At 68.8% G+C, this 21,096-nt stretch carries 21 protein-coding genes, 1 tRNA gene and 1 other RNA gene; 9 read left to right on the top strand and 14 right to left on the bottom strand.

Annotation, left to right across the window (positions count from 1 at the left end; all coding sequences use genetic code 11):
* Positions 1-144: 144 nt before the first annotated feature.
* Positions 145-1,149, bottom strand: coding sequence for a hypothetical protein (locus P3H15_RS08565; protein ID WP_276136808.1), 1,005 nt, complete (start codon positions 1,147-1,149; stop codon positions 145-147).
* 207 nt (positions 1,150-1,356) lie between these two features.
* Between P3H15_RS08565 and P3H15_RS08570 the strand changes: the two genes are divergently transcribed.
* Positions 1,357-1,920, top strand: a complete 564-nt coding sequence (locus P3H15_RS08570) for a DUF4190 domain-containing protein (protein ID WP_276136835.1) — start codon at positions 1,357-1,359, stop codon at positions 1,918-1,920.
* On the opposite strand, the gene gluQRS is transcribed toward P3H15_RS08570, so the two are convergent.
* The 3 genes from gluQRS to P3H15_RS08585 form a co-directional block, all read right to left on the bottom strand.
* Positions 1,889-2,845: a tRNA glutamyl-Q(34) synthetase GluQRS gene (gene gluQRS, locus P3H15_RS08575; protein ID WP_276136809.1), complete on the bottom strand. Its 957-nt coding sequence runs from the start codon at positions 2,843-2,845 to the stop codon at positions 1,889-1,891. The two genes, P3H15_RS08570 and gluQRS, sit on opposite strands and share 32 nt — an antisense overlap.
* A 12-nt stretch (positions 2,846-2,857) precedes the next feature.
* The gene (locus P3H15_RS08580; protein ID WP_276136810.1) at positions 2,858-3,469 is read right to left on the bottom strand and encodes a TetR/AcrR family transcriptional regulator; all 612 of its coding nucleotides are present in this window, start codon (positions 3,467-3,469) and stop codon (positions 2,858-2,860) included.
* 79 nt (positions 3,470-3,548) lie between these two features.
* Positions 3,549-4,127, bottom strand: coding sequence for a dihydrofolate reductase family protein (locus P3H15_RS08585; protein WP_276136811.1), 579 nt, complete (start codon positions 4,125-4,127; stop codon positions 3,549-3,551).
* Between the two features lie 83 nt (positions 4,128-4,210).
* On the opposite strand from P3H15_RS08585, the gene P3H15_RS08590 reads away from it, so the two are divergent.
* Positions 4,211-4,870 carry a TetR/AcrR family transcriptional regulator gene (locus P3H15_RS08590; RefSeq protein ID WP_276136812.1) on the top strand — a complete coding sequence of 220 codons (660 nt, stop codon included), beginning with the start codon at positions 4,211-4,213 and terminating at the stop codon, positions 4,868-4,870.
* On the opposite strand, the gene P3H15_RS08595 is transcribed toward P3H15_RS08590, so the two are convergent.
* From P3H15_RS08595 to P3H15_RS08605, 3 genes are read right to left on the bottom strand one after another with little or no spacing between them, the layout of a single operon-like run.
* A complete protein-coding gene (locus P3H15_RS08595) occupies positions 4,789-6,327 on the bottom strand; it encodes a metallophosphoesterase (protein WP_276136813.1) in 1,539 nt (512 codons plus the stop codon). The genes P3H15_RS08590 and P3H15_RS08595 overlap by 82 nt on opposite strands.
* A 48-nt stretch (positions 6,328-6,375) precedes the next feature.
* A complete protein-coding gene (locus P3H15_RS08600) occupies positions 6,376-6,936 on the bottom strand; it encodes a TIGR03086 family metal-binding protein (protein ID WP_276136814.1) in 561 nt (186 codons plus the stop codon).
* A complete protein-coding gene (locus tag P3H15_RS08605; protein ID WP_276136815.1) occupies positions 6,933-7,742 on the bottom strand; it encodes an AraC family transcriptional regulator in 810 nt (269 codons plus the stop codon). Before P3H15_RS08605 ends, P3H15_RS08600 begins: the two co-directional genes overlap by 4 nt.
* 90 nt (positions 7,743-7,832) lie before the next feature.
* Between P3H15_RS08605 and P3H15_RS08610 the strand changes: the two genes are divergently transcribed.
* On the top strand, positions 7,833-8,414 hold the full coding sequence (locus P3H15_RS08610; RefSeq protein ID WP_276136816.1) for a hypothetical protein: 582 nt from the start codon (positions 7,833-7,835) through the stop codon (positions 8,412-8,414).
* On the opposite strand, the gene P3H15_RS08615 is transcribed toward P3H15_RS08610, so the two are convergent.
* From P3H15_RS08615 to P3H15_RS08630, 4 genes are all read right to left on the bottom strand, one after another.
* The gene (locus P3H15_RS08615; RefSeq protein ID WP_276136817.1) at positions 8,389-9,072 is read right to left on the bottom strand and encodes a YoaK family protein; all 684 of its coding nucleotides are present in this window, start codon (positions 9,070-9,072) and stop codon (positions 8,389-8,391) included. The genes P3H15_RS08610 and P3H15_RS08615 overlap by 26 nt on opposite strands.
* Before the next feature lie 84 nt (positions 9,073-9,156).
* Positions 9,157-10,116: an alpha/beta hydrolase family protein gene (locus P3H15_RS08620; protein WP_219456007.1), complete on the bottom strand. Its 960-nt coding sequence runs from the start codon at positions 10,114-10,116 to the stop codon at positions 9,157-9,159.
* Between the two features lie 210 nt (positions 10,117-10,326).
* Positions 10,327-10,414: transfer RNA gene (locus tag P3H15_RS08625), tRNA-Ser, on the bottom strand.
* Positions 10,415-10,473: 59 nt separating this feature from the next.
* Positions 10,474-10,968: a hypothetical protein gene (locus P3H15_RS08630; RefSeq protein WP_276136818.1), complete on the bottom strand. Its 495-nt coding sequence runs from the start codon at positions 10,966-10,968 to the stop codon at positions 10,474-10,476.
* Between the two features lie 125 nt (positions 10,969-11,093).
* On the opposite strand from P3H15_RS08630, the gene ffs reads away from it, so the two are divergent.
* An RNA gene (ffs, locus tag P3H15_RS08635) (signal recognition particle sRNA small type) lies at positions 11,094-11,188 on the top strand.
* A 43-nt stretch (positions 11,189-11,231) separates the two neighbouring features.
* Complete coding sequence (locus P3H15_RS08640; protein WP_072938263.1) at positions 11,232-12,530, top strand: aminotransferase class I/II-fold pyridoxal phosphate-dependent enzyme; 1,299 nt, start codon at positions 11,232-11,234, stop codon at positions 12,528-12,530.
* Positions 12,531-12,581: 51 nt separating this feature from the next.
* Here the strand turns inward: P3H15_RS08640 and P3H15_RS08645 are convergent, their stop codons facing one another.
* Both P3H15_RS08645 and fepB read right to left on the bottom strand, forming a co-directional pair.
* The gene (locus tag P3H15_RS08645; RefSeq protein ID WP_276136819.1) at positions 12,582-13,409 is read right to left on the bottom strand and encodes a DUF1206 domain-containing protein; all 828 of its coding nucleotides are present in this window, start codon (positions 13,407-13,409) and stop codon (positions 12,582-12,584) included.
* An 86-nt stretch (positions 13,410-13,495) separates the two neighbouring features.
* A complete protein-coding gene (fepB, locus tag P3H15_RS08650; protein ID WP_276136820.1) occupies positions 13,496-14,506 on the bottom strand; it encodes a Fe2+-enterobactin ABC transporter substrate-binding protein in 1,011 nt (336 codons plus the stop codon).
* Positions 14,507-14,579: 73 nt separating this feature from the next.
* Between fepB and fes the strand changes: the two genes are divergently transcribed.
* Together fes and P3H15_RS08660 are read left to right on the top strand one after the other, a co-directional pair.
* A complete protein-coding gene (fes, locus tag P3H15_RS08655) occupies positions 14,580-15,812 on the top strand; it encodes an enterochelin esterase (RefSeq protein WP_276136821.1) in 1,233 nt (410 codons plus the stop codon).
* A gap of 78 nt (positions 15,813-15,890) precedes the next feature.
* Positions 15,891-16,484, top strand: a complete 594-nt coding sequence (locus P3H15_RS08660; RefSeq protein WP_276136822.1) for an HhH-GPD-type base excision DNA repair protein — start codon at positions 15,891-15,893, stop codon at positions 16,482-16,484.
* Positions 16,485-16,490: 6 nt separating this feature from the next.
* Here the strand turns inward: P3H15_RS08660 and P3H15_RS08665 are convergent, their stop codons facing one another.
* Entirely contained in the window at positions 16,491-17,837 is a 1,347-nt protein-coding gene (locus tag P3H15_RS08665) for an ammonium transporter (RefSeq protein ID WP_276136823.1), read from the bottom strand.
* A 210-nt stretch (positions 17,838-18,047) separates the two neighbouring features.
* Here P3H15_RS08665 and P3H15_RS08670 point away from each other — a divergent pair, with 210 nt between their 5' ends.
* Positions 18,048-20,282, top strand: a complete 2,235-nt coding sequence (locus P3H15_RS08670; protein ID WP_276136824.1) for a DNA polymerase III subunit gamma and tau — start codon at positions 18,048-18,050, stop codon at positions 20,280-20,282.
* A gap of 74 nt (positions 20,283-20,356) precedes the next feature.
* A complete protein-coding gene (locus P3H15_RS08675) occupies positions 20,357-21,055 on the top strand; it encodes a hypothetical protein (protein ID WP_276136825.1) in 699 nt (232 codons plus the stop codon).
* Positions 21,056-21,096: the final 41 nt, after the last annotated feature.

Below are 21,096 nucleotides of genomic sequence, written 5' to 3' on the forward strand. Positions count from 1 at the left end.
GTGTTCCCCCTCGAATCGTCTCGGATGACGCCTGAGCACCTTACGCAAGGGGTGGGAGTGACTCGAGTGACGGGAGTAGCAAAACGGGTGAGCGCGCTTCCTGCCCGAGGGGCGGGAGCACGCTCACCCGTGGGGAGCGAACGGTCAGGCCGCGACGTAACGGCCGGTGAGCACGCGGTACGCGTAGGTCGACGCGATGATCGTGATCGGGATCGAGACGAGAAGTCCGACGCCGCAGAGGAGTGCACCGACGATGTTGATGCCGACGAGGGCGAGGGCCAGCAGCAGCACCGGGCCGACGTTCTGTGAGATCACGCGGAAGCTCGACTTGATGCCGGTGATCGCGTCCTCGTTCTGATCGATGACGAACTGCAGCGTCCACCAGGTCAGGAAGATCACGACGAGACCCGGGATGATGAGCAGGACGAAACCGATGGTGGTGGCCACACCGATGATCACGCTGGCGATGATGATCGCCCCGACGTTGGTGAACTGGAAGAACGAACCGAACGCCGGCTTGTTCCCGTCCACCTCGTGCAGTGCGCCCCGCACGAGGGCCGCGTTGATCAGGTAGCCGACGATGGTGGTGACGATCGTGCCGATGATGCGCCACACCGAGAACGCCGCACTCATGTCGGACGACGTGCTGAAGCCGCCGAAGACGAGGTTCAGCACCACCTGGATGACGGCGGCGATCAGCAGGATGCCGATCCAGATGAGCGCGTTGTCCTTGAACTTGTTCCAGCCGTAGCCGATCGCGTCACCCACCGAGAACTGTCCCGGCGTCTGCCCCGGGGCGCCGTAGTCCGACATCGGCGGTGGCGGCGGATATCCGCCGGGCGGCGGTCCCTGCGGAGGGGGCGGGTAATTTCCCTGCGGCGGCGGGTAATTACCGCCGGGCGGGGGTCCTTGCGGCGGCGGGTAATTACCGGGGGGCGGCGGGTAGTTTCCACCGGGGGGAGGGGGATAGTTTCCGCCGGGAGGCGGTGGCGGATATCCGCCGGGCGGCGGTCCCTGCGGCGGCGGCGGGTAATTCCCCGGGGGTGGCGGATATCCGCCGGGCGGTGGTGGAGGATTGCCCCGCGGAGGGTATCCGCCCTGGTCACCGCCTTCGGGTTTGTCGTTAGGGTCGTATCCACCAGTCGTCATGTGATCCCCTCAGCAAGAGTTGAATGCTCGCGCGTGACAGTGCGAATAAACACTACGTGGACAATCCTTTACCCGCCTCCCTTTGGTCTGCTTCTTCTCCTGCGGTTTTGATGCTTTACGCTGGTTATCGTGACTAATTCTGGGGGATCGGACGATTCGAATCCGTACAACGGGCAGACACCACCCACTTACGGTGAGGTTCCGCCCTTGCCGCGCGACGGCTACGGGGTCGACGAATCCGGTTATCCCACCTATTCGGCGCCCACCGAGAAGTACCCCGACTATCAGCAGCCGGGCGCGTACGGGACGTCTCCGAATCCGTATGCCGCGCCGAATCAATACGGCGGCGACCAGTACGGGGCCCCCAGCCAGCAGCAGTACGGGACGCCCAACCCGTACGCCGCCCCGAATCAGTACGGCGCACCCAATCAGTACGGCGCACCCAATCAGTACGGGGCGGCGGGCCAATACGGTGGCCCCGCCCCGCAGTACGGCGCCCCGAACCCATACGGCGCGCCCTACCCGCAGTCGCGCGGGACGAACGGTCTCGCGATCGCGTCGCTGATCACGTCGATCGTCGGCGGTTGCTTCTACGGTGTCGGCTCCATTGTCGGCATCATCCTCGGCATCGTGGCGCTGGGCCAGATCAAGCAGTCCGGTCAGGAGGGCCGTGGGCTCGCGATCGCCGGGATCGCCATCGGCGGCGCCTACGTCGTCGGGTGGATCCTGTTCTTCGTGATCATGCTGATCGCGGCGGCGTCGGGGGCCTGACCACCCACGGTTCGCGGTGCAGGCGGGCCGGGTCGAATCGGGCGAGGAGGGTCCCGAGTTCCACGACCTCGCCCGGTTCGGCGAGCCCGAGCGACGCCGCCAGCACCCCGAGGACGTCGCTCGGTGTGCGTCCCAACGCTTTCTGGTCGGTGAGGGTGACGGCGCCGTCACGTTTCGCGAGCCGTTTGCCGTCCTCGTTGAGGGCGAGCGCCACGTGTGCGTACGCGGGGGCGGTGAGCCCGAGCAGTCCCGCGAGGTACGCCTGGCGGGGCGCCGACGAGAGCAGGTCGTCGCCCCGCACCACCTGATCGATCCCCTGGGCGGCGTCGTCGACGACCACCGCAAGGTTGTAGGCGGGTGTTCCGTCGCCGCGCCGCAGCACGAGGTCGTCGACCATTCCGGAGTAGCTTCCGTGCAGGACGTCGTCGATGGTGAACGACGTGACGTCGGCGCGCAGACGCAGGGCCGGTGGTCGCCCGCCGGCGAGCCGGTCGGCACGCTCGTCCGGTGTCAGGTTGCGGCAGGTTCCCGGGTAGGCGCCCTGGGGTGCGTGCGGGGCCGACGCCGCCTTCAGGATTTCTCTTCTCGTGCAGAAGCACTCGTACGTGAGGCCGGCGGCGTGGAGTTCGGCGATGGCGGCGTCGTACCGCGGCAGTCGGTGCGACTGCGACACGACGTCGCCGTCCCAGTCGAGACCGAGTTCCGCGAGGTCGGCCAGTTGCCGGTCCCGGGCGCCGTCGCGGACGCGGTCCAGGTCTTCGACGCGCAGGAGAAATCGCCGGCCGGTGGACCGGGCGAACAGCCATGCCAGCACGGCCGTCCGCAGGTTGCCGAGGTGCAGGTCGCCGGAGGGGCTGGGCGCGAACCGTCCCGCGCCCTCCGCGTGACGGGGCAGCGGTTCACTCTGACGAGACGGATGTGGCATCGGGCCGAGGGGTCAGCTGGCCAGTTCGATCGACGACGACGGCACGACGTCGGCGCCTTGCAGAGTCATGCCGATCTGGACGTTCAGGGCGTGCTCGAGGTATTCGGCCGGGTACAGGTCCGGACTGCCGATCGCCTCGAGGGCGAGGCCGTCGACGGTGGCGAGGAGAAGCGCCGCACGGGTTTCCGCTTCCGGGGTGCCGATCCCGATGAGCACCGCGGACAGTCCGGTGCGGATGGTGAACAGGGTCGTGCGCCGGATCTCGGCGAGCGACGGGGAGGTGGCCGCCCGCACGGCGAATGCCGCCCTGACGTGCGCTTCCCGCGACCGTGACTCGTCGAGGGGGAGTAACTGCGACATCGCGGCGAACAGGTCCTCGGCGGGGTCGCCGTCGCGGTCGATCTCCGCCAGGCGGGTGAGCAGTGTGTCGACGAGGGTGCGCAGCGCGAACGCGAACATCTCGTCCTTCGTGGAGAAGTGGTGCTGCACGGCGCCGATGGACACACCCGCCCTCTTGGCGACCTCGCGCACGCTGGCGCCCTCGAGGCCCGACTCGGCCGCGACGTCGAACAGGGCCGCAGCCAGGTGTTCGGGGCTGGTGGAGGAGTACCGGCGTTCACGCATGCCTCGAACATTACTTACGTATTGAATCAATACATGCGTCAGATGCCCGTGTCGCCTCGAGTGGCGGGTGTGAGTCCGGTTATCGGCGGACGTACGTCAGGAAGATCATCCCGCTCTCGAATGCGCGGGTCGAGGTCAGCCGGAACCGCTGGGGGTCGAATTCGCCGTCGAACAGCGGAATGCCGGTGCCGATCGCCACGGGGTTGAGCTTGATCCGGAGTTCGTCGACCTCGGGTTGCACCGCGGCGGCCAGCTTCCCGCCGCCGCACAGCCAGATGTCCTGACCGTCCTCCTTCTTGAGTTCGCGCACCTTCTCGATCGGATCACCCGAGACGATCTGAACGTCCGGGTGGGGCGACTCGGTGATCGTCGTCGAGAACACGTACTGCCGCAGATGCGCGTACGGGCTGGTCGCGCCGAGGTCGAGGCCGGGCTGGTAGGTGGCGCGGCCCATGAGCAGGGTGTCGAAATGCCGGTTGGGGGCATCGATTCCCATCGCTGCCCGCACATGGGTGGGGACCGTTTCGGGGTACTCGGCGATCATCGCGGGCATGTGATCACCCTCGAGCTCGAAGACGGTGCCGCTGGGGTCCGAACCGTCGGCGCCGGCGATGAATCCGTCGATGGTGGTGGCGACGTAGTAGACGAGTTTTCGCATGTGAGTCCTCCCGCGGTCGGTAACTACTCCATTTGTAGTACTATGACTGCAGTGGTTGCAAGCTCTTTTTTCGAGGAGTGTCGATGGCGCAGAATCCGGAACGACGTGCAGCACTCGTGAACGCTGCGATCGAAGTGCTTGCGCGAGAGGGTGCGCGCGGCCTCACCTTCCGTGCCGTCGACGTCGAGGCGAACGTGCCCAAGGGGACGGCCTCCAACTACTTCGCCAGCCGCGACGACCTGTTCGACCAGGTCGGCAAGCGGATTCACGAGCGGATGGGGCCCGACCCCGCGGTCATCGAGGACAGTGTCCGTAAGCCGCAGAATCTCGACCTCGTGATCGAGTACATGCAGGGACTGTTCGGCCGGATCACCGGCGACCGGACGGGCTACCTCGCGTTGCAGGAGTTGCGGCTCGAAGCGGTCCGCCGACCCGAGTTGCGCACCACGCTGACGCGCACCGTCTCCGGCAACCTGGAGCGCGACATCGGGTTTCACCTCGACTCCGGACTGCCCGGCGACCGCAGCACCGTGCTGATGCTCTACCTCGCGATGAATGCTCTCATCGTCGAGCACCTGACGCTGCCCGGCGTGCTCGAGGGCGTCGACACCGAGCGGCTCATCGCCGACCTGGTGACGCGTGCAGTCGACCGACCTCCATCTCAGGGTGCGGGGATGACGGCGCGTGGCAGGTCGGCCCGCAATTCCACGTCGGTGACGAAGTCGCCGTCACCGGGCGCGTAGCGGCGCTGCGGATCGAAGTCCTCCACCCGGAAGCTGTCCAGGGTGGGGGAGTGCGTCGTGACCGCGAGGGTTCCGCCGTCGACGTCGAACTGCAGCAGCCGCTGGAAGCCGGTCTCGCGGAGACCGTTCACCGTGAAGTACTGGTAGTCGGCCAGCAACTCCACGACCTTCCGGTCGGTGTCGCCCACCTTCCGGTCGGTGACCGTCGTCTGCCCGTCGACGTGCCCCGCGAGAACCAGGAACACCGTGTCGAACGGGACGACGAGCCGGTTCCAGATCTGCTGTCCCGCACTGGTGCCGATGTCGCCGAACCCGCTCATCCGCAGCGAACCGTCCTCGTCCAGGTAGTAATGGCTGCCGATCACCACGTTGCGGTCCGGGTGGGCGGCGAGCACGTCCTCGGCCCACTGCAGGACGTGCTCGGGCGGGTTGTAGCCGATGTAGAGCATCAGGAATTTCGCGCCGGCGATGTCGAGCAGGTCGTAGTGCGCCGAATTGTCCGTGTCCGTGACGGATTCACCCCAGTACGGCCGGTCGCGGTACCGCCACGGACCGAAGAACTCGTTGTAGAGGGCGTGGTTCTTCTCGTGCTCGCCGGGAATGAGCCGTCCGCCCACGTTCCACAGGTTGTCGTGGTTGCCGGGCAGGACGCCGTACGGGACTCCGGCATCCTCGAGCGTCGCCATCGCCCGGTCCGCCACCTCGAACTCGGGGCGGGCGCGGGACTCGGGCGCTCCCGGACGTATCCAGCTCTGGACGAGGTCGCCGGTGTGCATCGAATACGCGATCTTGCGTTCGGCGGCGTTCTCCGCGGTCCAGCGGGTCATGTCGAAATACACTTCCGGCCGGTCCCGGGACACGTACTGGGTGTCGGAGATGTGCTGCAACGCGAAGTCGTACGTGTCCGGGTCGGCGAACTGCTGATCGGCGGTCGCGTTGGCCTCGCGGAAACTCCGGTCCCGTCGCGGGCTGTCGATGACGAGGATCTGCGCGGCGTCCTCGCCCTCGATCCGGGTGGTCAGCGTGACCGGGCCGCCCGGCTCGGACGGCTGCGCTGTCGCGACCGGCTCACCCCAACTCTGCGTCTGTTCGTCCCACACGTGCATCGCGAGGTCGTCGAGATTCACCGAACGTCCGTGCCACGTCACGTCCGAGCCCGCGGTGTCCGGACCGAACCGGACCTCGTACCGCATGTACGGGTATTCGCCGAAGTCGTGACCGGTGGCCGACATCCCGTCCGACTCCGCACCCGGAACCCGCTGCGACGGGGTGGCCTCGCCGGAGGTCCCGGCGAACATCAGCGCCGACGTGAGCGGCGCCGACGTGACCAGGCCGCGGGCGGGCAGACCGGACGCACCCCGGGGCTCGGGATCGGCCACCGCGACCACGTCACCGCCGAGCAGCGCAGCGGACAGTGACACCGCCGTCAGCGCGGCAATCCTGCCCGGCACGCTCATGACTCGAGGTTACAAGCGCGGCCGGGCAGGAGTGAGGTGGAAGGACCGTCAGGCCTTGCGGCCGAGGAAGGCCAGGACCCGGGTCTGCTCGTCGGCGTCCGTGGGGACCTCCACGGCCGGGCCGCACACTCCGGCCGTGCGGATGTTGTCGCCCAGCTGCTCCGCCACGCCACCCACCCAGGTCAGGTCGTCGGCGGGGATGGTCTCGTCGAGGCCGGTGGCCCGCGCCAGGTCCCAGCCGTGCACCACCAGGTCGAAGCAGTAGAAGCTGTCGACGGTCTTGCCGAGTTCGGTGCGGCCGAAATGCCCGTCGTACTCGCGGCCCGCCTTGGCCGGGTCGTCCAGGATCTCCTGCATGCCGTCGCGCGTGGCAGCCCACGCGGCGACCGGGTCGTCGTCGACGGACGGCGGCTCCGGCAGTTCCAGATCGACGACGGTGACGATGTAGCGCTGCGTGTCGATCACGTGCCGCACGACGTCGCGGGCCGTCCAGCCGTCACACGGAGACGCGTCGTCCCAGCGTGCGGCGGGCACGGATTCGACGCGCTTCGTGAACTTCGCGGCGAGGTCGCGGTAGTGGGCTGCGGGGGTTTCGGTTGTCGAGGTCATGCTGCCGATTCTTCCCCCGTCCGGCGCCCGCGGGCTTGAACATTTCCGACATCGACGACGGAATCCGTCCCGTGCCAGTCGGGGGCCTCACTGGCGAGCAGGTCGGACGGGGTGAGCGAGGAGATCCGCCGGCATTCCCGCGACAGGTGCGCCTGATCGCTGTAGCCGGCGGTGGCGGCCAATTCGGCGAGCCCGGTCCGCGCCCCCGACTGCGCCAGCGCCATGAACCGTTGCAGCCGCAGGATTCCGCGGAGCGTCGCGGGACCGTATCCGAACGCGTGGTTGCATCGCCGCTGCAGTTGTCGTTCCGTGACGGAGGCGGCGTCGGCGAGCGCGCCCACGTTCCACGACTGCCGGGCCAGGGCCTGCCGCACGGTGCCGATCAGCGGGTCGGCCTCCGGCCCGCGGCTCCGCCACGCGCGCACGGCGTTCTCGAACAGGGCGATTCGTTCCGCGTAGCCGGACGCGTTGTCGAGCCGGTCGGTCAGTGTCCGTTCCCACGTGGACCCGAGTACGTCGCCGAGGCCGACCCGGATGTTGCGGACCTCGGCCGCCGACGTCCGCAGCAGATGCGAGCCGGCTCCGGGACGGAAACGGACGCCGACGGATTCGGTGCCCGGCGGCAGCGTGAACGACCAGGCCGTGGTCTCGGGACCGCACACCCGGATCCCCACACCCCGGATCCACAGGATGTCCATGCACGCGTCCGGCACCAGCAGATGCTCGCCCTGCGTGCGCGCGGACCACCCGCACACCAGCGTGCCGGCGAGGTCGGGTGACGGCGAGGTCGGCGTGTACCAGCCCATGCACAGGAGCCTAATCACGGATACCGACACGTGCGGGCCCGTCACATCGCCCGAAGTGCCCGCACCGGCACGCAACTCGAGGTGAACTGTATGCACGGGTCCGCAGAGGTTCCCCAGGAGGCCCGCCACTTCGCCGTCACAGAGAACGAGGACTCCATGAGACGAACATGGGCGCTGGCAGCGATCGCCGCCGTCAGCCTGACCTTCTCGAGTTGCGCCTACGACCGCACGGATTCCGGCGACACGGGCGGCAACGCCCCGGTGTCCCCGACGCCGACGTCCCCACCCGCCGCGCCCGGAACACCCGTCCTGAAGATGGGACCGACGACGCTCGGCGAGGTGATGGTCGACGAAGGCGGGATGACGGTCTACGTGTACGACAAGGACGAGGTCGGCTCCGGTGCCAGTTCGTGCCGCGACACGTGCCTGCAGTCGTGGCCGCCGGTCACCTCCGTCACCGAGAACCCGACGGTGCAGGGGTTGCAGGAAGTCGTCATCGACACCATCCCCGCGGCGGACGGCACCCATCAGCTCACCGTGAACGGCCGCCCCGTGTACCGGTACAAGGATGACAACGAACCCGGTGACGCATACGGGCAGGCGGTCGGCAGCGTGTGGTGGACCCTCGACTCCGCAGGCAACCCGGTCACGACAACTGCGGGCGGCGAGTAGCGCGGTCGATCCGTAGATGGACGGTGACGGTCAGCGCCGCCGACAGCCCGGCGGCGAACCACAGGGCGTCCAGCCCGATCCAGTGGTGCGCGAGAGCACCCGTCACCGCTCCCGCCACCAGGCCCGCCCACAGCGCGAAATGTCGTAGCCACGCCCACCGCGGCCCGCCGAACAGCGCCGCGGCAAGCCGGTGGCCCATCTTCACGAGGGCGCCCGTCATGTAGGTGAGGCCGATGGTGACCTCGCCGTCCTTCTGGAAGAACGAGTTCTCGGCGCCCATGGCGAGCAGCATCGCGCCGACGGCCACGGTGCTCGCCCCGACGGTCGCGGCGACGGCGCCTGCGATCAGAAGTCCGGACACGACGGCGAGCACCGTCGTCCGGACGGGCAGCCGCCTGCGATCGGACAGGTGCACGACCACGGCGCCCAGGGCGCAGCCGAGGACGAACGTGCCGATCACCGCGGCGGCCGTCAGCGCATGCGCCCACGCCCCGTCCGCGAACCCGACGCTGAACCGGGTGAGATTGCCGCTCATGAACGCGACGAAGAACCCGCCGAGCGTGATGAATCCGAGCGCGTCGACGTAGCCGGCCAGCGCGGACAGCACCACCGCCAGCACGAGCATCTGCCTGCTGTCGTCGATCGGCACATCACACATCCAACACCGCGGTGAACGACAGCGGCCCCCGATCCGGAGATCGGGGGCCGCTGTGGCGGAGTTCAGGCGATCGGAACGCCTCGGCTAGGACGTGCCGAGGGCGGGCGCGAGCGTGCTGGCCCAGGACTCGTGCAGGCGGTCCTGCCAGTAGTTCCACGTGTGCAGGCCCTCGTCGGCGATGTGCGTCTGCAAGTTGGCGCCTGCGGCCTTCGCCGCGGGGACGAAGGACCTGCTGCTCAGACCCGAGGCGGTCTCGAGGGGAACCGTCTGCGAGAACTTCACCGGGTCGAACGATTTGCTGTCCGGGTCGACCGTGGGATCGCCTGCCGCCGAACCGGCACCGGACGAGATGTAGACGGACTTGCCGCGCAGCGCGCCGACGTTGAGCAGCGGGTCGTTGCGGAGCCACGTCGCCGACGGCCAGAAGCCCCACATGTTCAGCGCGTTGCCGCCCATCTGGGCGACAGAAACCTGAATACCCTGCGCGAAGCCGGGCGAGCTGGCCGTCGGGTACCCGCTGTAGGAGGCGACGGCCTTGTAGAAGTCGGGGTGGTGAGTGGCGAGGTTCAACGCGGAGGTGCCGCTCATCGACAGACCGGCGACCGCGTTGTTCACGCCGTCGCTGCCGAACTGCGAAGCCATCACCGGGGGCAGCTCCTTGGTCAGGAACGTCTCCCACTTCACGCGGCCCAGCTTCGGGTCGTCGCGCAGCCAGTCGGAGTAGAAGGTGCCGCCGCCGCCGAACGGGATGACCACGTTGACGTGCTTGCCGGCGAAGAAATTCTCCACGTCGGTCTCGATCAGCCAGCCGTTGTTGTCGTCCGGCGCGCGCAGACCGTCGAGCAGGTACAGCGTCGGCGCGGGACCGCCACCCGCGGCCTTGAGCACCTTGACGGGAATGTCCTTGTCCATCGACGGTGAGTACACCGAGATCAGGGCCGAGTCGGCATGCGCGATGCCGGTTCCGGCCAGTACGGACACGAGGCCCGATGCCAACACTGCGACCAGGCCCACGATCAGCGCGCGGGTGCGACGTATCGCCATCCGAATGTCCTTTTATCTCGTAACAGACACTGCACAGCGAACGCTGCACCGGAGACGATAACAGGGAGATAACGGGTTGTGCCTGTCGTGGCCTGGGTTTCTCGGCGCGGACGGGTCTGCAGACGGCGGTCGGAGGGCGGCGGCGCCGGTTTGCCCGAAGATGCAAGAAACCCCTGCGAACCACGTTTCAGCGGTTCACAGGGGTTCCTGTGGCGGAGGATAGGGGATTTGAACCCCTGAGGGCGTTAACCCAACCCGCGTTCCAGGCGAGCGCCATAGGCCACTAGGCGAATCCTCCGTGGAGGAGCATACCCAACGACAACGGCTCACCGTTAAACGACCAGGTGGCCGCCGGTTCTACGCCCACTTCAGCCGGCTGAGGGCGTGCTCGGCGAGGGGCACGGACCGGTCGCAGGACGTGTCCGGGTTCGCGGTCGCGTCCAGGCCGAATTTCGACTCGATCGACAGCGTGCCCGCGTCGGTGGTCACCTCGAGGATGCACTGGTACTTGCTCTCGGCGAGCGCCCGGCCCTCGAGTCCGCCGACGTCGATCGTGCGCAGGGCGTCGACCGGTTCCGGCGCGCTCGTGGTGGTGACGGTCACGGTGTTCAGTGCCTCGGGTTTGCCCCACGCGCACGCGCGACGTTCCGGACTGTCGGTGGCGGTGCCCTCGCCGGCGCCTGCCGTCAGGAGCGGTGCGAGCGTCGCGTCGTCCGCGAGCGAGCACGGCTCGGCCGCGTCCCAGCCGACCGCGTCCGACGTGGCCGCGTCTTCGCTGCTCCCGCCGCACGCCGACAGTGCTGCGACGACGACGGCGAGGGCCGCTGCGTGTGCTGTCCTTCTGAGTTTCATCCCGATCCTTTGCCGAGGGTGGCCGAATGCGGGGGCGACCGTAGCACTGGCGGTGGTCTGACGTGCGGCGTCGGGCGCGGGCCGGGGTGGATCCCGGTGGCGGCTCGGGGCCGTCTACACTCTGTGGTGGATCCCGCGCGGCGCGCATCCTGTGAACTCCCCCAGGGCCGGAAGGCAGCAAGGGTCAACGGGCTCTGCCGGGTGCGCGGGGTCCCCTATCTTTCGCATACCCGACCCCCGATGTCGGTGAGAGGCCGCTCCTGATGACCAACCAGACCCAGATCGGGTTGATGAGCCATGAGGAACTACTTTCGGAGCATGAGCGCCAGACTGCGAGCTACGCGCAGCTGAAGACGGAGAAGCTCACGCTCGACCTCACCCGCGGTAAGCCTTCGCCCGAGCAGCTGGATCTGTCGGCGGCACTGCTGGCGCTGCCCGGTGACGGCGACTTCCGTGACGGCAACGGCACCGACACCCGCAACTACGGCGGGCTCACCGGTCTGCCGGAACTGCGCGCGATCTTCGGTGAACTGCTCGGCATCCCCGTCGAGAACCTGCTCGCCGGCAACAACGCCAGCCTCGAGATCATGCACGACAATGTCGTGTTCGCCCTGCTGCACGGCACCCCCGACTCCCCGCGCCCGTGGTCGCAGGAGGAGAAGGTCAAGTTCCTGTGCCCGGCGCCCGGCTACGACCGTCACTTCGGGATCACCGAGACCTACGGCATCGAGATGATCCCGGTGCCGATGCGCCCGGACGGCCCCGACGTCGGTGTCATCGCCGAGCTCGTCGCGAACGATCCGCAGATCAAGGGTCTGTGGGCCGTTCCCAACTACTCCAACCCCACGGGCGCGGTGTATTCGGAAGAGGTCACGCGGGCGCTGGCGTCGATGCCGGCCGCCGCCCCCGACTTCCGGCTGTTCTGGGACAACGCCTACGCGGTGCACCCGCTGGTCGGCGAGACGGCGCCGTCGCTGGACATCCTCGGGATGGCAGCGGAGGCGGGTCACCCCAACCGGCCGCTGGTGTTCGCGTCGACGTCGAAGATCACGTTCGCCGGTGCGGGCGTCAGCTTCTTCGGTTCCTCGACCGCGAACCTGGCCTGGTACCAGAAGTTCCTCGGCAAGAAGAGCATCGGCCCGGACAAGCTGAACCAGCTGCGTCACCTGCGGTTCTTCGGTGACGCCGACGGGGTTCGCGCCCACATGGAGAAGCACCGCGAGATCCTGGCGCCCAAGTTCGCGCTCGTCCTGAAGATCCTCGAGGATCGTCTCGGGGCGTCGAAGGTGGCGTCGTGGACGGAGCCGAAGGGCGGATACTTCATCAGTCTGGACGTCGTCGAGGGCACCGCGAAGCGCGTCATCGCCCTGGCGAAGGACGCGGGGATCGCGCTCACCGCCGCAGGATCGGCGTTTCCGTACGGAATCGACCCGGAGGACAAGAACATCCGGCTCGCGCCGAGCTTCCCGTCGATGGAGGATCTGGACAAGTCGATGAACGGTGTCGCGACGTGCGTGCTGCTCGCGGCCACCGAATCGCGCCTGGACCTGCCGAAGTCCTAGCAGCAGACCTCCGGCCGCTCACCTGTCTCGGGTGCGCGGCCGGAGGTGTCTCTACATCCTGGCGTAGCGCGCCATCACGAAGCTGTACAGGCCGTACGCGGCGATGCCCAGCGCGGCGAGGACCAGTAGGAACTGTCCGAACGGCGCCGAGCCGAGGGTCTTCACCGCGCCGTCGATGCCCGTGGCCTTGGACGGGTCGGAGTTGAAGACCGCCACGATCACGAGCACACCCGCGCCGGCGATGACGAGGCCCTTGGCCACGTAGCCGACGACCCCGAGCGGTTCGACGAGCTTCGACGGGGTGCCCTTCAGGTCGTCCAGGAAGTTCTTCGACGCGCCCTTGTAGACGTGGTACCCGCCGATCGCGACGGCGACGAGACCCACCGCCACGAGCAGGAACTTGCCGCCCCCGGACTCCATGAGGCGTGCACTCATTCCGGCGTTCTGCTGACCGCTCGATTTCCCGCCGCCGCTCGCGAACTGGTAGGCCGAGAAGGCGAACGCGAAGTAGACGACGGCCAGACCGAACGCCTTCGCACGGTCGAGCAGCGACGTGTCGTCGTCGGACTTCTCGGTGGCGTGCGGGCCGAGCACGGTCTCGGCGAGCCGCCACAGCGCCATCGCGATGAACGCGACCATCGCCACCCACAGCGCGAACCGGCCGCCGGGTTCGGCGGCCAGCGTGCCGAGGGCCCCGGACTGATCGGCGTTGCCGCCGCTGCCGAATGCCAGCTGAACGATGATGTACGCGATCAGCAGGTGGACGAAGCCGCTCATCACGTGGCCCGCCCGCGCGACCCGTTCGAAAGTGGTGCTGTCGGTTGCCCTGTCCACGGCACGGCTCATCCCGCTGGCTCGATTCGTTCCGTCCTGGGCCATCGAATGTCCTTCGGTGTCGTGCGTATGGACCGGAGTCCCTTGACGTAGAGGTACCCGGTCCGGGCCGCGCCGACACGGACCGAGCGCTATCGCACTGCGTTCGTGACTCGGTCGATCAGGTTGGTGGCGCTGTAGTAGTCGAGCCGGAAGCTGTCCTTGCCGAGCCCGATCACCTGCCTCTTCTGCACGGACGGGGTCTGCTGCAGCGTCAGATCGGCGAGGAAGCGCTCGGCGTCCGCCGCGTCACCGATCACGATGAACGTGGTGTTGCCGGGCACGGCCCGCGGCAGGTTCTCCTGCCCGACCGGCACGACGTCCTTGCGGCCGGACATGATGCCCTTGTCGGCTGCGCTGATGTCGGCGGGCAGCTCGGCGAGCGAGAATCCGAGGCGTTCCAGCAGAATGCCCTGCGCCGATTCGGCGGTGAACATCCGCGACTCCTCGGGTGAGTTGTAGGCGGGCACGTTCACCGGGTTCGCGGCGGCGACCTTGTCGCCGAGTGCCGACTTGGCGTCGTCGAGTTGCCGGTCGAACTTCGCGACGAGGGCTTCGGCCTGCTCCTCGGCCCCGATGGCCGCCGCGATCCGACCGCTGAGGTCCTGCCACGACTTGTCGTCGTACCGCAGCACCACGACGGGCGCGATCTGCCGCAGCGTGTCCACCTGATCGAGCGCCGAGTCGCCGCCCGTGGCGGACACGAAGATGAGGTCCGGATCGGCGGCGGTGATCTTCTCGACGTTGGGTTCGCCCTGGTAGAGCGTGTCGACGCCACGTTCGGCGACGATGTCCGCCCACTGCGTGAACAGGCCGTTCTCGTCGGTCACGTCGCTCGGTCGCTGCGCGCCGGTGCCGATCAGGGGTGCGTCGAGGGCGAGTAGCGAGCCGGTGAGCGTGACGCTGGTCGACACGATCCGCTCGGGCTTGTGTTCGATCGTGACGCTGCCCGTCTCGTCGGTGACAGTGCGCGGCCAGCTCTGGTCGGACGCTGCGGGGTTGCCGGTGGTCGCGGACTCGGTGGCGGGATCGGACGAGCACGCGGCCGCGCCGATCCCGACGGCGAGGACAGCGATGGCTGCCAGTGAGCGACGAAGTTTCACGGTGGGTCTCTCTTTCGCGCGGGTAAAGAATTTGACTTAGGTTAGCGTTACCTACATTCGAATGGGAGAGTGGATGCTGAAACGGGTGCCCGGACCGGAGCGCCGCGTCGTGCACACACGGGCGATCGACGACCTGGCACCCGATGACGTCCCCGCGTTCTGGGACCGCCTCGCCGCAGCGGGCAGCCCCCTCGTCGAACGCGACGGGGCCGACCGCGGCTGCGTGATCGCGACGTTCTGCTGGCGGGATCCTGAGGGCAACGAACGCGTGTCACACACGCGGCACGTCTACCTCGACGCCAACGGAATCACCGACCGATCCCGGCCGGAACGGGCCGCGCTGTCGCGGCTCCCCGGCACCGACCTGTGGTCGCTGTCGATCGAGGTGCCCGAGAACTGGCGTGGCGCCTACCGATTCATTCCCCGGACGGAACCACTGACCCGTCCCGGCGACGACACCCCGGGCTGGCAGTGGTGGCGGAACGTACTCGCCGACGCACGGTGCGACCCGTTCAACTCACTGCCCACCCGAGCGGCGCAGGCCGGAGACTGCTCCGAGGCGGTGATGCCCGCGGCGCCCGCGCAGCGCTGGTGGACGGACCGGCCCGGCCGCGGCGAACTCCACGAGACGACGTTCACGCTGTCGGGCACACCACGGTCGGTGTGGGTCTACGAACCGCCCGGACTCGCCGCCGGATCTCGTCCGGTGGTGGTGCTGCTCGACGGCCGGACGTGGGCGGTCGACCTGCCGATCGCGGGTGCCGTCGACGCGCTCGGATCTGCCGGTCACCGGGTTCCGCTCGTCGTGATGGTCGACAGCGTCGGGCCCGGGCTGCGATCCGAGGAACTGGGCTGCAGCCCCGCGTTCGCCGCGGGTCTCACCGAAGAACTGCTCCCGTGGCTGCGGCGGGACCGGGCCGTCACCGACGACCCGGCGTCGACGATCGTGGCCGGCTGCAGCCTGGGCGGATTGACGGCCTGCCACCTCGCGCTGACGGCGCCGCACGTCTTCGGGTGCGCCGTCAGCCTGTCCGGGTCGTTCTGGTGGCCGGGATCCGGGCCGGGAGTCCCGTTCCAGGACTGCGTCCGCACCGCCGCCCCGTCGCGCAGTCGGTTCAGCCTGGAGGTCGGGGCGCTCGAATGGATGCTCGTCGAACCCAACCGCGAAGTCCGCGACCTGCTCGCGGGAACCGGCCACGACGTGCGCTACCGCGAGTTCTGCGGGGGCCACGACGTCCTGCACTGGCGTGACGGACTCGTCTCCGGCGTCGCCTCGATGCTGGGTTACGCACCGGTAATGCAGTGATGTGGATAACTCTGTGAATAAACCGCGCGTCGTTGTGAAGGGCGCACCCGCCCCACCGCGGGATGGCAGGATCGAACCATGGCACGCACGCTGAACCTGGTAGGGGATCCGGACGCCGACGCACTCCTCGCGAGTGATCCGCTGGCGTTGCTCATCGGGATGCTGCTCGATCAGCAGGTACCGATGGAGACGGCGTTCGCGGGCCCCAAGAAACTCGACGACCGGATCGGCGGCCTCGAGGTGCACCGCATCGCGGAGATGGATCCGGAAGCGTTCGCGGCCGTCTGCTCACAGACCCCCGCCGTCCACCGGTTCCCCGGATCGATGGCCACCCGCATCCAGTCGTTGTGCGCGTTCCTCGTCGAGAACTACGACGGCAGCGTCGAGGCGCTGTGGACGAGCGGCGACCCCGACGGCAAAGAAGTGCTGAAACGGTTGAAGGCGCTCCCGGGGTACGGCGACCAGAAGGCCCGCATCTTCCTGGCGCTGCTCGGCAAGCAGATCGGAGTCGAGCCGAAGGGCTGGCGCGAAGCGGCAGGCGACTACGGCACCGAGGGGTCCCGGCGTTCGATCGCGGACGTCGTCGACGACAAGAGTCTCCACGAGGTCCGCGAGTTCAAGAAGGCCGCGAAGGCCGACGCGAAGAAGGCGGCGGCAGCGAAGAAGAAGTAGCCGTCGCTACTCCGTATCGTCCGGTTTCTGCGTCCGTTCCGCGTCGAGTTGCCGCCTGCGTTCGGCCTCGTGCATCCACGGGAAGACGCTGTTGCCCTGGCCGCCGCCGAGGGGTCCGTGGCCGAGCACACCGTGTTCGTACGCCGATTCGGCGTGCAGCGCCAGGTCGATGCCGGAGGACTCGTCCTCCGCGCTCACCCGGAACCCGAAGATCCGGTCGATCAGCTTGCCCAGACCGTACGTCACACCGAACGCGTACAGGGCGACGACCACCACGGCCAGCACCTGCTTGCCGAGTTGCGCGAACCCGCCCCCGTACAGCAGGCCTTCGGCTCCGCCCGTCATCACCTCGGTGGCCAGCAGTCCGATCAGGATCGTGCCGACGATGCCGCCCATCAGGTGGACTCCCACCACGTCGAGCGAGTCGTCGTATCCGAGGCGGAACTTCCAGCCGACGGCGAACGAGCAGACCACACCGGCCACCGCGCCGACGATCACCGCGCCGACCATGCTCACCGTGCCGCAGGACGGGGTGATCGCGACCAGCCCGGCGACGACGCCGGATGCCGCACCGAACGTCGTGGGGTGACCGTCGCGCTTCTGCTCGACGAGGAGCCAGCCGAGCAGGCCGGTGCACCCGGCGACGAGGGTGTTCAGGAAGATCGCGGCGGCCGTGCCGTCGGCGGCGAGAGCGGAACCCGCGTTGAAACCGAACCAGCCGAACCAGAGCAGGCCGACACCGAGCAGCACCAGCGGTAGGTTGTGGGGGCGCATCGACTCGGACTTGAATCCGAGCCGCGGGCCCAGGACCAGGGCCAGCGCCAGGCCCGACGCGCCGGACACGATCTCGACGACCAGTCCGCCCGCGTAGTCGAGGGCGCCGAACTGCGCGATCCAGCCCTGCGGGTTCCACACCCAGTGCGCGACGGGCGCGTAGACGACGAGGGCCCAGACGGGCACGAAGATCATCCAGGCCGAGAACTTGGCCCGGTCGGCGATCGCACCGCTGATCAGCGCGGCGGTGATGATCGCGAACGTCAGCTGGAACGTGGCGAACAGGATCTCCGGGACCTGCCCGTGGACGGTGGTCGGGTCGATGCCCGCCATCCCCAGGTGCTCGAGCCCGCCGATCAGTCCGCCGCCGATGTCGTCGCCGAAGATGAGGGAATACCCGGCCACCAGCCAGGCGACCGTGACGAGTGCGATCGACACGAAGCTCATCATGATCATGTTCAGTACGCCGGTGGAGCGGACCATCCCGCCGTAGAACAGGGCGAGCCCCGGGGTCATCAGCAGGACCAGCGCGGTACTGATCAGAAGCCAGGCGGTTGCTCCGGCGTCGATTGCAGGCACGACATTCTCCTCACACACCCGGACGAAACCCGGTGCGGAAATTCACGATGGCTGCGGGCCGTTTCAACGGTGATGCCGATGCGTTGCGAACGTGTTACGCAATCCGGTCAGGTCCGGGTTTCTGCCTGTGAGTAGGGCCCCGAACGGGCGCCGAGCAGGCGCTTCGACCACCCGGGCCGGACTGTCGGGAACCGCCGGTAGTCTTTCCGCGTGGCCCTGTACCGGAAGTACCGACCCGCATCCTTCGCCGAGGTGGTGGGGCAGGAGCACGTCACCGAACCACTGAGCACCGCTCTCGACGCCGGACGGATCAACCACGCGTATCTGTTCTCCGGTCCCCGCGGCTGTGGCAAGACGTCGTCTGCCCGCATCCTGGCCCGATCGCTGAACTGTGTGGAGGGCCCGACCTCGACGCCGTGCGGGCAGTGCCCCTCGTGCGTGGCGCTCGGCCCCGGCGGGTCGGGCAACCTCGACGTCACCGAACTCGACGCGGCCAGCCACGGTGGCGTCGACGACACCCGCGAACTGCGCGACCGCGCGTTCTACGCGCCCGCCGAGTCCCGGTACCGGGTGTTCATCGTGGACGAGGCCCACATGGTCACCACGGCGGGTTTCAACGCCCTCCTCAAGATCGTGGAGGAGCCGCCGGAGCACCTCATCTTCATCTTCGCGACCACCGAACCCGAGAAGGTGCTGCCGACCATCCGTTCGCGCACCCATCACTACCCGTTCCGGCTGCTCGCGCCGACGACGATGCGCGGGTTGCTGGAGAAGATCTGCCTGCAGGAGAGCGTGCCGGTCGCCGACCCGGTGTATCCGCTGGTCATCCGCGCCGGCGGCGGGTCCCCGCGTGACTCGCTGAGCATCCTCGACCAACTCCTCGCCGGCGCAGGCGAGGAGGGCGTCACCTACCCGCGCGCCCTCGCGCTGCTCGGCGTCACCGACGTCGCGCTGATCGACGACGCCGTGGACGCGCTGGCCGCCGGCGACGGTGCCGCGCTGTTCGGGACGGTCGACCGTGTCATGGACGCCGGGCACGATCCGCGGCGATTCGCCGTCGACCTGCTCGAGCGCCTGCGCGACCTCATCCTGATGCAGGCGGTCCCCGACGCCGCCGAACGCGGCCTGGTGGACGCTCCCGGCGACGTACTCGAGCACATGCGCGCCCAGGTCCAGCGGATCGGTCCCGCGACGCTCACTCGCTTCGCCGAGGTGATGCACGCCGGGCTGGGTGAGATGCGCGGTGCCACGGCCCCCCGCCTGCTGCTCGAAGTGATGTGCGCCCGGATGCTGCTGCCCTCGGCCTCCGATGCGGAGTCGGCCGTGCTGCAGCGACTCGAACGCGTCGAGCGCGGACTTCCGCCCGCAGGCTCCGCACCGGCCGCTGCCGCAGCCGAGCGGCCCGCGGCAGCACCGGAGCGCGCGCCGCAACCGCCCGCCGAGCCGGAACCGGAGCCGAGGTTCCAGCGACCGTCGATGCGCCAGGCCGCGGCCGCCACCGTACCGCCGCCGCCCGAGCCGGAACCCAAGCCGATGCCGCGGCCCGTTCCGGAGCCCGCGCCCGCCCCCGTTCCCGAACCGGAGCCGACTCCGGCACCCGAGCCGACGCCCGTTCCGGAGCCGACGCCGGCACCCGAGCCGACGCCGCGGCCTGTACCCGAGCCGGCGCCCGAACCCGCGCCCGTTCCGGTCCCCGAACCCGAGCCGACTCCTGCGCCGGCGCCGACTCCCGAACCGGAGCCGGAGCCACCGCTCGCACCGGAGGTGGAGGCGGCACCCGCCGCATCCGCGGGTCCGGATGCTGCGGCCCTGCGCGAGGCCTGGAATTCGCTGCGCGAGAAGGTGAGCCAGCGGAACAAGATCCTGCCCGCGATGTTGTCGGCCGCGACGGTGCACGACGTGCAAGGCAACCGCCTGATCCTGGCGCACCCGGTCCCCAACCTCGGCGCTCGGATCGCGTCGCCGCACAACGCTCAGGTGATCACCGAGGTGCTGTCCGAGATGTTCGGCGGCACCTGGGAAGTGGAGTATCAGGCCGGTGCCCCGACGGCGCCGCCCCCGCCGGTCGCGAAGGCTGCCGCGGCGCCGACGAAGCCTGCAGGCGCACCCCGGTTCTCCCGGCCCAGCCAGGAGCGGGCTGCGCAGCGTCCGCAGCAGTCCGACGCACGGAGCGCCGATGCGGGTCCGGGTGCGGCGCAGGCACGTCCGTCGTCCGAACCGGACGACGACATTCCGCCGCCGGAGGCACCGGACTACCCGGACGATCCCGGGCCGATCGACTACGAGGCTTCGGCGTCGACGCCGCCCGTCTCCACACCCGAGGACGAAGAAGAGATGTTCAAGGAGGCGGCGGAACCCGCCGACCCCGCAACTCGCCGCGACCCGGAAGACGTGGCGTTCGAACTGCTCAGGGACATGCTCGGGGCCAAGAAGCTCGAGGGCTGAACCGAACGGCGGTCCCGCCGCATCGGGACATCCGCCCCTGGTGCCCGGGACGCCGGGTGCCCGATCGTCGTCTCATGAGCACAGTGAATGTTCCAGACGGCGTGCAGAACGAGGTCCCGGCGACCGCGCGACCGCGAAGCGGCCGGTGGTGGGCGTACGTCGGGGTCGTCGCCGGCGTGGCGGGAATCGTCGGCATCCAGGCGAGCATGTCGGTCGACGCCGTGTACGTGGAGGCGTCGGCCGGTGACGCGGTCGCCATCATGAACGGTCTCGCCGGACAGCGCACCGGAATCCTCGTGATGCACATGTCGATCATGACCGCGGCACTGCTGATCCTCGTCTTCGCCGCCGGGCTGTCCCAGCGACTGCGGGCGGCGTTACCTGCCGAGAGCATCCTGCCGTCGGTCGCGGCATTCGGTCTGGTCCTGACGTCGGCGGCGTGCCTGCTGGGGACCGGGCTGACGACCGAGCTGGTGTTCGGTCTCGGTGACACGAGCCGGCTGGTGCCGGAGTTCGCGGTGGTCGGCGGCCACTGGATGGGCACCATTCCGTGGCTGTGGGCGGGTGCGGGTGTCAGTGCGCTGGCGGTGGCCGTCGCGTTGCTCCGCGGGCACGCGGGACCGCGGTGGATCGGCTGGGTCAGCCTGGTGCTGGGCCTGGTGACCGCCGTGATCGGCGTCTCACCGCTGCAGTATCTCGCGGGGTTCACCGGACCGCTGTGGGTGCTGGTGGGCGCGATCGGTTTCGCTTTCGCCGACACCGTGCGCGAGTAGGGGAGATACTCGTTCGCACCATGGCGACGCAGAAGGACACT

It is taken from the genome of Rhodococcus sp. T2V (assembly GCF_029269925.1).
In the GTDB taxonomy this organism is placed as follows: Bacteria; Actinomycetota; Actinomycetes; order Mycobacteriales; family Mycobacteriaceae; genus Rhodococcus_F; species Rhodococcus_F koreensis.